Consider the following 12105-nt stretch of genomic DNA (forward strand, 5'->3'; position numbering starts at 1 on the left):
ACCGCCGGGGCCCCATCACCGCCAAGGCCCCGTCACCGCGAACGTCGTCCCCGGCGTGTAGCAGTTCACGTACATCGTCGAACAGTCCGGCGAGAACGTGACGCCCGCGAACTCGCCCCACTCCGGCTCCTCCGGCGTCCCGATGTTCTGCCGCCCGCGCGCCATCGTGTAGACCTCGCCCCGCCGCGTCACCCCGAGCACATGCTGCGCGCCGCCGCCGTCCTCGCAGACCATCAGCCCGCCGTCGGCCGCCAGGCAGATGTTGTCCGGGGACTCGCCGGGGAGCTGGATGTCGGTGTCCGGGCCGAAGACCACGACCAGGGTGAGCCGGCGCTTCTTGGGCTCGTACCGCCAGACCTGGCCGTAGTGGTCACCCGCCGAGCCCTCGTTGCTGCGGGCGAAGCTGGAGACGAAGTAGACGGACGAGCCGCCCCAGTAACAGCCCTCCAGCTTCTGCGCGTGCGTGATGCCCTTGCGGCCGAAGTCCTGGAGCCGGATCGGCGTCCCGGCCGCCAGCGGATCCGGTACGGGCACCCATTCGACCCGGTCGAAGCTCGCCCCGGTCTCCTGGACCACGGAGAGGTCCGGCAGCCCCGGCACCCGCATCGCCTCCAGTGCCCCGCCCGCCCGCAGCGAGCCGGTGCCGCCGAGCGGCTTCTCGGGAAGGAAGCGGTAGAAGAGGCCGAACGGCCTGTCGAACGCGTCCTCCGTCTCGTACACGATCCCGGTCTTCGGGTCGACCGCGATCGCCTCGTGCTGGAAGCGGCCCATCGCGGTCAGCGGGACGGCCCCGGTGCGGCGCGGGTCGGCGCCGTCCACCTCGAAGATGAAGCCGTGGTCCTTGGTGTACCCGTTGGTCCCGGCCTTGTCCTCGGTCTCCTCGCAGGTCAGCCAGGTGCGCCAAGGCGTCGGCCCGCCCGCGCAGTTCACCGCCGTACCGGCGATGGCGACCCGTTCGCCAAGCACCTTGTTCCGGCCGTCCAGCTCCAGGGACGTACAGCCGCCTTTGGCCGCCGGGTCGTAGGTCAGGCCGTCGACGGTCGGGACGCCGATCTTCGCCGTGTGGCGGTTCTCGTGGTTGCGGACCAGGTGGACGCGGCCGTGGCGGCCGGCGAGGGCGGTCATGCCGTCGTGGTTGCTCGGCACCTCGCCCTCGCCGGAGCGCAGCGGGTCGCCCTCCCGGGACAGCACCCGGTAGCGGAAACCTTTCGGCAGGTCGAGCAGGCCGTCCGGGTCGGGGACGAGAGGGCCGTAACCGTCGTGGCCGCGGGCGGCTGCCGTGCCCGCGAAGAGTTCGGAGAAGGCCCCGGTGAAGGCGATCGCGGCCGCTGCGCCGCTGCCGGCCAGGACCTGTCGTCGTGTCGTGGTGTTCCGGGGTGCGGTCGCTGCGGTCGCTGTGTTCCGGGTTTCGGATGACATGAGGCAACTCCCTGTTGGCGGACAGGTGACGTGACCCGCATGTGTGTAGCACGCACGGAGGCGCGGGGGAACCATGCGCGCCCCCGCGCCTCCTGCCGCTGCTGGGACGGCCCGCCGAGCGGGCCGCCGAAGCGCCGGCCGGTGCGCGTGGGCTCCGGCCGACCGCTCGGCTGGTGCTCGTATGCTCCGGCCGGCCGCGCGGCAGGTCAGGCCAGCGAGGCCGACAGTGTGATCGTCGTACCCGACAGCGCCTGGCTGACCGGGCAGTTCACCTTGGCGTCCTCGGCCGCCTTCACGAAGCCCGCCTCGTCGAGACCCGGGACCTCGCCCTGGACGGTGATGTGGATGCCGGTGATGCCGGTGCCGGGCTGGAAGGTCACCTCGGCCTTCGTCTCCAGCTTGGTGGGCGGGGTGCCGGCCCCGGCGAGACCGTGCGAGAGCGCCATGGAGAAGCAGCTGGAGTGCGCGGCCGCGATGAGCTCCTCGGGGCTCGTCTTGCCGTTCGGCTGCTCCGAGCGGGCCGGCCAGGAGACGTCGTACTCACCGATGCCGGAGGAGTCGAACGCGACGACCCCTTTGCCCTCGATCAGGTTGCCTTCCCAGACCGTGTGCGCCTGACGCGTGGTAGCCATGCTGGATCCTTTCGAACGGTGTGCGCGGTTGTACGGGAGCCGTACGCGGTTGTACGCGAACGGAGTTACGGGTACGCCGCCGAACGGGCACCCGGTGTCACCCCCGAACCTACTGCGCCACCAGGCCCTTCGCGTCACGTGCCAGTGCCGTCAGCCGCGAGATCGCCCGGAAGTATTTCTTCCGGTACCCGCCGTTCAGCATCTCGTCGCTGAACAACCGGTCGAACGGCAGCCCGGAGGCCAGCACCGGCACCTCGCGGTCGTACAGCCGGTCGGCCAGCACCACCAGCCGCAGCGCCGTCGACTGGTCCGGCACCGCGCTCACTCCGGTCAGGCAGACCGCACCGAGCTCGTCGGTCAGCGCTCCGTACCGGCTCGGGTGCACCTTCGCCAGGTGCTCCAGCAGACTCGGGAAGTCGTCCAGCGACGCGCCCGCCGTGGCGTACGCGGCGCGGGTCACCTGCTCGTCGCTGTACGGCGGCGGGGCCTCGGGCAGTCCGCGGTGCCGGTAGTCCTCACCGTCGATGCGCAGCGGCCGGAAGTGCGCGGACAGGCCCTGGATCTCGCGCAGGAAGTCGGCGGCGGCGAACCGGCCCTCGCCGAGCTTGCCCGGCAGCGTGTTCGAGGTCGCGGCCAGCGCCACGCCGTGCTCCACCAGTCGGCTGAGCAGTGAGGAGACCAGCACGGTGTCGCCCGGGTCGTCCAGCTCGAACTCGTCGATGCAGAGCAGCCGGTGTCCGCTCAGCGTCCGCACGGTCTGCTGGAAACCCAGCGCGCCGACCAGGTTCGTCAGCTCCACGAACGTACCGAACGCCTTCAGCGATGACTCGGCGGGCGTGGCGTGCCAGAGGGAGGCGAGCAGGTGGGTCTTGCCGACGCCGTACCCGCCGTCGAGATACACCCCGCGCGGCCCGGTCGGCGCGGCCGGCTTCTTGCTCCCGAACCACTTGCGGCGCCCGGACCCCGTCGCGTGCGACCCGCCGAGCCCGGCGGCGAAGCCGGACAGCACGGTCACGGCCTCGCTCTGGCCGGGCTGGTTCGGGTCGGGTACGTAGGTGTCGAAGCGCACCGAATCGAAGCGCGGCGGCGGCACCATCTCCGCGACCAGACGGTCGGCGGGGACGTGCGGCTCGCGGGCGCACAGGGACAGCGGGGCCGTTTCGGCAAGGGGGCTCTGCCCCGGAAACGCGGTGGAGGACGACACAACTCTCCACCCTAAGGCCCGTGCCAGACTGCAACCCATGCGAAGCCTGTTCCCTGTGACGGACCTGACAACGAGCACCTCGGGAGACGAGGTCCCGTCCGGGCCGCTCACCGACCGCGAGGACCGCGAACCCGGTCGCGATGGCCGCGCCGACCGCGAGTGGAGCCTCGACGAGCTGGCCGAGGCGTACGCGTACCCCGCCGACCTCCCCGCCGGGACCTCCTGGCTGCGTGCCAACATGGTCTCCACGCTCGACGGCGCCGCTCAGCACGACGGCCGCTCGCAGCCCATCTCCTGCGCCGCCGACATGCGGATCTTCGGCACGCTGAGGGCCCTGGCCGATGTGGTGATCGCCGGAGCCGAGACCGTACGTCTGGAGGGGTACCGTCCGGCCCGCGCCCGGGAGGCGTTCGCGGCGCGGCGGGCGGCGGCCGGGCAGGGGCCCGCGCCGGCCATCGCGGTGGTGAGCGGTTCGCTGGACCTGGACTTCGCGCTGCCGCTGTTCACCGAGCCGCTGGTCCCGACCCTCGTGGTGACCGGCGCCGGCGCTCCCGCCGACCGGATCGCCGCGGCCCGGAAGGCGGGCGCGGAGGTGGTGATCGCCGGCGAGGGCACCCGGGTGGACCCGGCGCGGGCGGTGCGCGAGCTGGCGGAGCGGGGGCTGCGGCGGCAGCTGACGGAGGGCGGGCCGCGGCTGCTCGGCCAGTTCGTGGCGGCGGGTGCGCTGGACGAGCTCTGCCTGACGCTCTCGCCGATGCTCACGGCCGGCGACGCGCAGCGGATCGCCGGAGGTCCCGGGGTCGCCGTGCCGGAACGTTTCGCCTTGGCATCGTTGCTGGAGGAGGACGGATTCCTCTTCGGTCGCTACCGACGGTAAGGAGCCTGGTGGCCGGCGTAGGCGCGCGGGGTCACCGGTGCGGGGACACTTAGCGGAATTACCAGTTCCGGTTAGCTTCGGCTGGGCACACTTACCTCTGCAGTCCCCGTGGGACCACGGGGAAGGATGGTTTCAGCAAACGACCGCCGACGGCCGAGCCGGCTGTCGGCGAGACGCAGAAGCGGAAGGGCGCCTGTCGTGTTCACAAGCGTTTTGATGATCGAGAAGCCGCTCACTCCCGAGGACGTGGACTTCGTCACCACCCTCCACGGCGAGGAGCGGATCTCGTTCGTCGTTCTGTTGCAGCCGCGCGGCGACCAGGCCGATGTCCTGCTGCGCGCGATCGACGACGTGGCGATGGGGGAGCTCAAGGACGCCGTCCGCGAGGGTGAGGAACCGGAGGGCAAGGAGGCCCGCGAGCCCGCCGAGATCGGCCTGGAGTACTCGCTACGGGCGCTGCGCGAGGCCGGCGCCGACGCGGTCGGACAGGTGATCGAGGACCACCCGCTGGACAAGCTGAAGACCGTGGTCGAGGACGCGGGCGCCGACGAGGTCATCGTCCTGACCGCACCGCACTACGTGGAGGAGTTCTTCCACCGCGACTGGGCCTCCCGCGCCCGGCACAAGGTCGGCGTCCCGGTGCTCAAGCTCTTCGCGCACAGCGAATAGGCTGAAGCGCGCGGCCGTCCGGAGGGCAACCCGGAACCGCGTAGAACTCTCTCACCAACGGAGGAACAGATGGCACCCGGCATTCCCGCCGCCATGGAACGACCGCACTTCATCGGCATCGGCGGCGCCGGAATGTCGGGCATCGCGAAGATCCTCGCCCAGCGCGGCGCGAAGGTGGCGGGCAGCGACGCCAAGGAGTCCGCCACCGCCGAGTCGCTGCGGGCGCTGGGCGTGACCGTGCACATCGGGCACGCGGCCGGGCACCTGGCCGACGACGCCTCCTGCGTGGTCGTCTCCAGCGCCATCCGCGCCGACAACCCGGAGCTGCTCCGGGCGAACGAGCTGGCCGTCCCGGTGGTCCACCGCTCCGACGCACTGGCCTCCCTGATGAACGGCCTGCGCGCCATCGCGGTCGCCGGTACGCACGGCAAGACGACCACCACCTCCATGCTGGCCGTCGCCCTCTCCTCGCTGAGCCTGGCCCCTTCGTACGCCATCGGCGGCGACCTGGAGGGCCCCGGCACCAACGCCACGCACGGCGAAGGCGACATCTTCGTCGCGGAGGCGGACGAGAGCGACCGCAGCTTCCAGAAGTACGACCCCGAGGTCGCGATCGTCCTCAACGTGGAGCTGGACCACCACGCGAACTACGCCTCGATGGACGAGATCTACGACTCCTTCGAGACGTTCGTCGGCAAGGTCGTCCCCGGCGGCACGCTGGTCATCTCCGCCGACCAGCCCGGCGCGGTCGAGCTGACCCGCCGGGTCCGCGACCTCGCCGACCTCAAGGTCGTCACCTACGGCTCCGCCGAGGACGCCGACGTACGCGTCCACAAGGTCACTCCGCGCGGCCTGACCAGCGAGGTCACCGTCCTCCTGAACGGCAGGTTCCTCACCTTCACCGTCTCCGTGCCGGGCAGCCACTACGCCCACAACGCGGTCGCCGCCCTCGCCGCCGGCGTCGCCCTCGGCATCCCGGCGCACAACCTCGCCTCCGCGCTCGGCAGCTACACCGGCGTGAAGCGCCGCCTCCAGCTCAAGGGCGAGGCGGCGGGCGTGCAGGTCATCGACTCGTACGCGCACCACCCGACCGAGATGACCGCCGACCTGGAGGCCATGCGCGGCGCCGCCGCCGACGCCCGCATCCTGGTCGTCTTCCAGCCGCACCTGTTCTCCCGTACGCAGGAGCTGGGCACGGAGATGGGCCAGGCCCTCGCGCTGGCCGACGCCTCCGTGGTCCTGGACATCTACCCGGCCCGCGAGGACCCGATCCCGGGCGTCACCAGCGCTCTGATCATCGACGCGGCGAAGGCGGCGGGCGCGGAGGTCACCGCCGTCCACGACCAGGCGGACGTCCCCGCCGCCGTCGCGGGAATGGCCAAGCCCGGTGATCTCGTTCTCACCATGGGAGCGGGCGATGTCACCGACCTCGGCCCGCGCATCCTGGACCACCTGTCGAGCGCCCGGTAGCCGACCGGCCACCGAGCGGGCGACGATTCTGCCGAGCTGAGGAGCGAGCCGTGCCGTACGACGTCGAGAAGCCGGACGAGCAGTGGCGGGCGGAGCTGAGCCCTGCCGAATACCAGGTGCTGCGCCAGGCCGGCACCGAACCCGCCTTCCGTGGTGAGTACACCGACACCAGGACGGCGGGCGTCTACTCCTGCCGGGCCTGCGGCGCGGAGCTGTTCCGCTCCGACACCAAGTTCGAGTCGCACTGCGGCTGGCCGTCCTTCTACGACCCTAAGGACACGGACGCGGTCGAGCTGATCGAGGACCGCGCCCATGGCATGGTCCGCACCGAGGTCCGCTGCGCCCGCTGCGGCTCGCACCTGGGCCACGTCTTCGAGGGCGAGGGCTACCCGACCCCGACGGACCAGCGCTACTGCATCAACTCGATCTCGCTGACGCTGGCGCCGGACGAGAGCTGAGCCGGACGCCGGCAGAGCGCCTGATGCCCGCACGGGAAGATCCGTGCGGGCATCTTCCGCGTACGCCTCCCGGCGCCGCTCCGGCCGTCCGCCGAAGCGCCGGTGTCACCGGCGTCCGCGCAGCCGTCCGAACAGGCTGCGGGCCTGGGCGCGCTTGCGTGGGTCGGCCGCGGCGCGCCGGGCCGACTCGATGGTCCGCCGGCCTTGAGGGCTGCGGGTGAACTGGGTGAGGCGAGCGATCAGGCGGGACATGGTTCCTCCTTGAGTGGCCTGTCCCTCGCCTACCCCGCAAACGCCCGACCGCACGCCCACGGTGACGGCGCGTTCACCGAGGAGCGCCTCACTCCTGGCGGGGATCCTCGGCCGCCTCGGAGCGCAGCAGCGGGTGGATGACGCCGGGGAAGACGGTCGCCTGCACGACCTCCTCGGCCGACCCGCCCTGTACGACGGTCTCCGCGACGCCCCAGGGCCGCCCGGCCAGGTGGACGGTCAGCGTGTACGAGGAGGAGCAGCCGGTGCACTCGTAGCGGTCGGCCCAGGTCTCGACCTCGGTGGTGGAGCCGGGGTAGCGCTTCACATGACGGTGGCGGGCGTGGCAGTGGCCGCAGGTCTCGCCGGGCTCGCAGGTCCCGCCGCACGGACAGGGCACGTCGAAGGAGTCGGCGGGCGTCCAGCGCTGCACGAGGACGGCGTCGCGGGTGGCGCCCATGTCCTTCATGGCCTTGAGGTTGCGGGCGGCGACGTTGTACGACTCGCCGGTGGCGGCCATCCGGTCGCGGATGACGTCCTTGCGTCCACGGTTGGTCGTCATGTCGGCCTCTCCTCCTGGGGTTCACGCAGCCCGCCAGGAGGCCCATGAGTCAAAATCAGTACCTCCAATACGTTACCCGCCCGGCATCGGCGGTCCGAACGGCCGGGCCCCGCGCCCGAAATTCGCGGGCCCTTCGGCCCGGGCACCGGCAGGATGCCTCCGTGAACCCTGTTCTGCACGGTCTCGCCGCCAACCCGTCGCTGCCGTCCGAGGCGGTCGACCGGCTGATCGCGCTCGCGGACGCCGACCTCGCCGACATCCTCGCCTGCCGTGCGGATCTCGGCCGGGACCGAGCGGTCGCGCTGGTGGCCCGCGTCGGAGACAGCGCGGTGCGGCTCGCGTACGAGGGCCAGCTGAGCGCCGCCGACATCGATCCCGCAACGCACCCGCAGGCCGCCCTGGCCCTGCTCGACCGACGAGCCGGCCGCCCGGAGTGGGCGCGCCTCTTCGCAGCGGATCCGGACGGGGAGCGGAGGGCGAGGCTGGCCGCCTGCCCCGGGCTTCCGCCCGATGTGGTGGAGCGGCTCGCCGCGGACCCGGACGTCCACGTGGTCGCCGAGCTGGCGTGGTGGGCCACTCCGGAAGTGGCCGCCAGGCTCGCCGGGCACCCCCACGCCGAGGTCCGACGTGCGGTGGCGGCGAACGAGGCGACGCCTGCGGGCACGCTCGCGGCGCTGATCACCGGCGAAGGGCTGCCTCCCGCGCTCCACTGCCTGGTCTGCGACCGCGAGGACATTCCGTTCACGCACGGTCCGCAGTGCCCGAGGCTCGACTGCGATCTGCTCCCGGGCGCCTCGTGCGACGGCTCCCACGAGTCCGTCACCCACGACATGGAGCTGGCGGCCCTTCGGAACCCGGCCACGCCGACCGAGGCCGCCGTGCACCTCGCCGAACACTCCTCCTCACTGCTGCGCCGGGCCCTGGCAGCCCGTCCGGACCTGCCGCCGGCGGTGTGCCGACGGCTCGCCGCGGACCCTGTTCCCGGTGTACGGGCCGACCTCGCCGCGAACCCCGCGATCGACGACGACCTGATCCGCGTACTGGCCCATGACTGCGACCCCGACGTGCGCCGCGGCCTCGCGTACAACCCCCGCGTTCCCCTGGATGTGCTCACGCACCTGGCCGGCACGACGAGGACCGGCGAAACCCTGCCGCCGAGGATCGTCACCGCCTCCGCCACCGAGACCGAGGAACTGGCCCGGTCGCCCCACCCGGCCGTACGGATGCTCGTGGCCCGGCGGCGCGACCTTCCGGCCGGTGTACGCGACGCGTTGGCGGCCGACCCCGATGCGAAAGTGGTCAAGTCCATCGCACCGCACCCGGGCCTCTCCGCAGCACGCTTGCGCTCCATGGCCGACCGGCACGGCATCCGCGTCCTCGCCAAGGTCGCCGCCAACCCGGACGCGCCGCCGGAGCTGCTGGAGGAACTGGCCCTGCACGATCCGCCGACGCAGAAGGCACTCCGCGAGATCGCCCGGCACCGCCGTGCGACGGCTCCAGCGTTGCTCGCCTGCCTGGAGAACCGACGAGCGAGGTCCGTCGCGGCTCGGCACCCTGCCCTCCCGCCACCGGTCATCGCGGGCCTGCTCGACGACTCCGACCCGCAGGTGGCAGAAGCGGCAGCCGCCAATCCGTCGTTGCCGCCGCACGTGATGCTGGAGCTGGTGCCGCGGAGGCACGTGCTCGGTTGAGGACGGGCTCGGCCGGGGGGCGCCTGGGCCTGCGCCAGGAGCAGGGTGCCATCGAGGACGCCGACTTTCCGCACGTCCTCGCCCAGGTGCGCGCCGCCGTCCCCGAAGCCGACCTGCCCGCCGTCATCGGAGCCGCCTTCGGGCTGCGCCTTGACGACCGCTGACCGGTGGGGTCAGCCGACCCCACCTGCTGCGCCTCTCGTCTCCTCCGTCAGAGCACCGCACCCCCGGCCAAGGTGCCTCACTGAAATTGCGTATCCGAACTCGCTTGTCTCGTACGGCCGTTAGCCTGTCCGGCGACCCTGCGGTCCGTCCCTCCGGACCACTGAGCGCCATTCACCATCCCAGCGAACGAAGGCACTCCATTGCTCCTGAGACGAAGAGCGACCTCCAAGATCGCCCTGGGCGTCGCCGCGTTACTCGTCCCCACACTCCTCGGCACCACAGCCGCAGCCACGGCTGCGCCCGCGGCCGGTCCCGGTTCGTCGGTGGCCGCCCCGGCCACCTCCTCCTTGACCTGGAAGGGCTGTGGCGGTGACATCCCCGCCACCGTCGAGTGCGCGACCCTCAAGGTGCCCCTCGACCACCGCGAGCCGGGCGGCAAGAAGATCGATGTGTCGCTGTCGCGGATCAAGGCCGCCGACCCGGCCGAGCGCCGCGGTGTCCTGCTCTTCAACCCGGGCGGCCCCAGCGGTTCCGGGCTCTTCTATCCCCTGGCGCTCAGCGGTCTTCTGCCGCAGTCCGTGAAGGACCGGTACGACCTGATCGGTTTCGACCCGCGCGGGGTCGGCGCCAGCAGTCCGCTCGCCTGTGGCACGACCACCGCCGACGAACGGCTGACGTACCGGCCCTACAAGGAAGCGACGTTCGCCAAGGACGTCGCCTGGGCGCGCGACATCGCGGACCGGTGCCGGGACCGCAACGAGGAAACGCTCCGGCACATCACCACCCGCAACACGGCGCGCGACATGGACACCATCCGCGCGGCCCTCGGGGAACGGAGAATCTCCTACTTCGGCCTGTCGTACGGGACCTATCTCGGTTCTGTGTACACCCAGTTGTTCCCCCAGCGGGTCGACCGGTTCGTCCTGGACAGCGCGGTCGACCCGAAGCGGGTCTGGAGGAGCATGGGGCAGTCCTGGGCGGAACAGGCCGAGACCGCGTTCGACCGGTGGACGGACTGGACCGCTCGTCATGCGGCACGGTACGGACTCGGTGACACGCCCGCCGAGGTCGAGAGGCTGTTCTGGGACATCGTGGCGCGCGCCGACCGGGAGCCCCTCGATCTCGGCGGGACCAGGTTCGACGGTGCCGAGGTCCGCGAGTACATCCGCTGGGAGATCATTCACCCGTCCGTCGCCGCCAGGACCCTGGGGCTGCTGCGGGACGCCGCCGCGGGCAAGCCCGTCCCGGCCTTCCCGACCTTCGTGCCGACCGACAACGAGCTGGCGAGTTACCTCGCGATCGTGTGCGGTGACACCCGCTGGCCCACCGCGCCGGCCGTCTACCGAGCCGACTCCCGGCGCGACAGCGTCCGCTACCCCCTGTACGGCGACTCCGTCTCGAACATCTTCCCGTGCGCCTACTGGGACCGTCCGATCGAAGCGGCCACCACGATCGACAACAAGGTCCCCGCGCTCATCGTCCAGAACGAATGGGACCCGCAGACCCCTCTGGCCACCGCACTCGGCCTGCGCCGGGCGCTGAAGGGCTCCCGGCTCGTCACCGTGGACGAGGGCCAGGGCCACGGCGTGTACGCGCTCGGCATCAGCGCATGCGCCGACGATGTCGCCACGCGGTATCTGACCACCGGCCGGCTTCCGGCCCGGGACGTCACCTGCGCGGCCGACCCGCTCTCCGCGGCCGACTCCCGTTCCACCTCGCCGAGCCCCGCCACGGCACCGGCCCGCCTCCCCTTCTCCGGCCGCTGAGCCCCGGCAGACGTATCTCCTGGTAGAAGCAACCGAAGATCTTGTCGCGGGGCTGTCCGGCCGAAGCCGGACAGCCCCGTCTTCGTCAGCCGACCGCCCGCGACCTCATGGAACTTCAGCAGAGGGCCACACGCTGTCACCCGGGGGAGTGGCTCGCGAGCGTAACGCCTTGTCAGGACACCTGTGTCGGCTGCCTTCCTGACACGATCGGTGCCGATTCCTGTCCGGGCGGATCACGCGAACCTGTCGGTTGTGGGCAGCTCGCCGAAACGGGGTCCGCGCCGCTGCCTTCGTCAGGGAAGCACGTTCGCACAGCCATCCGAAAGGCGACCATGACGTCATCGAGCACCTCTGTACCGGCCAACACCACTGGCCCCGGCGGCACCACCCTCGTCTACGGCAAGGACGCCGGGGCACAGTCCGGCCACACCCTGCGGGTCTACGCCGATCTACGCTGCCCTTTCTGCAAGCGCCTGGAGCGAGGTCTCGGCCCGGTCATGGAGAAGCTGGCCGAGGAGGGCCGCGTCACCCTCGAGTACCAGTTCGCCACGTTCATCGACGACGGAACCGGTGGCACCGGGTCGCTGTGCGCACTGAGTGCCGTGGGAGCGGCGTCCGACGTGGGAGCGGCGACTGCCCAGCGCTACATCCGCTCCTTGTTCGCCTCCCAACCCGCCGAGGACGACGATGCCTTCGCCGACACCGGCGTCCTGCTGCGCCTGGCCGAGGAGGTCGACGGACTGCGCGGTCCCGACTTCGACCGCAAGGTGACCGAGGGCTTCTACATCCCCTGGGCCCGCCGTGTCTCGACGGCCTTCGAGACCAGTGGTGTCACCGGCACACCCACCGTGCTCCTCGACGGCCGACCCGTCACCGTCATCAACCCCATGGGCTACGCGGTGACCCCCGAGGCGTTCCTCGCCGAGCTGGACCTGGACTGACG

At 71.6% G+C, this 12105-nt stretch carries 13 protein-coding genes; 8 read left to right on the forward strand and 5 right to left on the reverse strand.

Features of this window, described 5'->3' with window-relative positions:
* Positions 1 to 15: 15 nt before the first annotated feature.
* From ABZ267_RS19680 to zapE, 3 genes are all read right to left on the reverse strand, one after another.
* Entirely contained in the window at positions 16 to 1419 is a 1404-nt protein-coding gene (locus tag ABZ267_RS19680) for an alkaline phosphatase PhoX (RefSeq protein WP_356755432.1), read from the reverse strand.
* 206 nt (positions 1420 to 1625) lie between these two features.
* Positions 1626 to 2051, reverse strand: a complete 426-nt coding sequence (locus ABZ267_RS19685) for an OsmC family protein (RefSeq protein WP_356755434.1) — start codon at positions 2049 to 2051, stop codon at positions 1626 to 1628.
* A 109-nt stretch (positions 2052 to 2160) separates the two neighbouring features.
* Entirely contained in the window at positions 2161 to 3255 is a 1095-nt protein-coding gene (gene zapE / locus ABZ267_RS19690; RefSeq protein ID WP_356755436.1) for a cell division protein ZapE, read from the reverse strand.
* Positions 3256 to 3292: 37 nt separating this feature from the next.
* On the opposite strand from zapE, the gene ABZ267_RS19695 reads away from it, so the two are divergent.
* The 4 genes from ABZ267_RS19695 (at position 3293) to msrB (ending at position 6729) form a co-directional block, all read left to right on the forward strand.
* On the forward strand, positions 3293 to 4132 hold the full coding sequence (locus tag ABZ267_RS19695; RefSeq protein WP_356755438.1) for a pyrimidine reductase family protein: 840 nt from the start codon (positions 3293 to 3295) through the stop codon (positions 4130 to 4132).
* Positions 4133 to 4348: 216 nt separating this feature from the next.
* Positions 4349 to 4801 carry an indole-3-glycerol phosphate synthase gene (locus ABZ267_RS19700; protein ID WP_356755451.1) on the forward strand — a complete coding sequence of 151 codons (453 nt, stop codon included), beginning with the start codon at positions 4349 to 4351 and terminating at the stop codon, positions 4799 to 4801.
* A gap of 69 nt (positions 4802 to 4870) precedes the next feature.
* Positions 4871 to 6271 carry a UDP-N-acetylmuramate--L-alanine ligase gene (gene murC, locus ABZ267_RS19705; RefSeq protein ID WP_356899717.1) on the forward strand — a complete coding sequence of 467 codons (1401 nt, stop codon included), beginning with the start codon at positions 4871 to 4873 and terminating at the stop codon, positions 6269 to 6271.
* A gap of 50 nt (positions 6272 to 6321) precedes the next feature.
* Positions 6322 to 6729, forward strand: coding sequence for a peptide-methionine (R)-S-oxide reductase MsrB (msrB, locus tag ABZ267_RS19710; RefSeq protein WP_356749659.1), 408 nt, complete (start codon positions 6322 to 6324; stop codon positions 6727 to 6729).
* Between the two features lie 105 nt (positions 6730 to 6834).
* On the opposite strand, the gene ABZ267_RS19715 is transcribed toward msrB, so the two are convergent.
* Entirely contained in the window at positions 6835 to 6981 is a 147-nt protein-coding gene (locus tag ABZ267_RS19715; RefSeq protein ID WP_167344505.1) for a hypothetical protein, read from the reverse strand.
* Between the two features lie 88 nt (positions 6982 to 7069).
* On the reverse strand, positions 7070 to 7540 hold the full coding sequence (locus ABZ267_RS19720) for a hypothetical protein (protein WP_356749657.1): 471 nt from the start codon (positions 7538 to 7540) through the stop codon (positions 7070 to 7072).
* 161 nt (positions 7541 to 7701) lie between these two features.
* On the opposite strand from ABZ267_RS19720, the gene ABZ267_RS19725 reads away from it, so the two are divergent.
* The 4 genes from ABZ267_RS19725 (at position 7702) to ABZ267_RS19740 (ending at position 12103) form a co-directional block, all read left to right on the forward strand.
* Positions 7702 to 9231, forward strand: a complete 1530-nt coding sequence (locus tag ABZ267_RS19725; RefSeq protein WP_356749655.1) for a hypothetical protein — start codon at positions 7702 to 7704, stop codon at positions 9229 to 9231.
* Positions 9228 to 9395, forward strand: a complete 168-nt coding sequence (locus ABZ267_RS19730) for a hypothetical protein (protein WP_356749653.1) — start codon at positions 9228 to 9230, stop codon at positions 9393 to 9395. Before ABZ267_RS19725 ends, ABZ267_RS19730 begins: the two co-directional genes overlap by 4 nt.
* 201 nt (positions 9396 to 9596) lie before the next feature.
* A complete protein-coding gene (locus tag ABZ267_RS19735; protein WP_356749651.1) occupies positions 9597 to 11162 on the forward strand; it encodes an alpha/beta hydrolase in 1566 nt (521 codons plus the stop codon).
* Between the two features lie 332 nt (positions 11163 to 11494).
* On the forward strand, positions 11495 to 12103 hold the full coding sequence (locus tag ABZ267_RS19740) for a thioredoxin domain-containing protein (RefSeq protein WP_356749649.1): 609 nt from the start codon (positions 11495 to 11497) through the stop codon (positions 12101 to 12103).
* Positions 12104 to 12105: the final 2 nt, after the last annotated feature.

The sequence above is a fragment of the Streptomyces sp. NPDC006174 genome (assembly GCF_040614075.1).
In the GTDB taxonomy this organism is placed as follows: Bacteria; Actinomycetota; Actinomycetes; order Streptomycetales; family Streptomycetaceae; genus Streptomyces.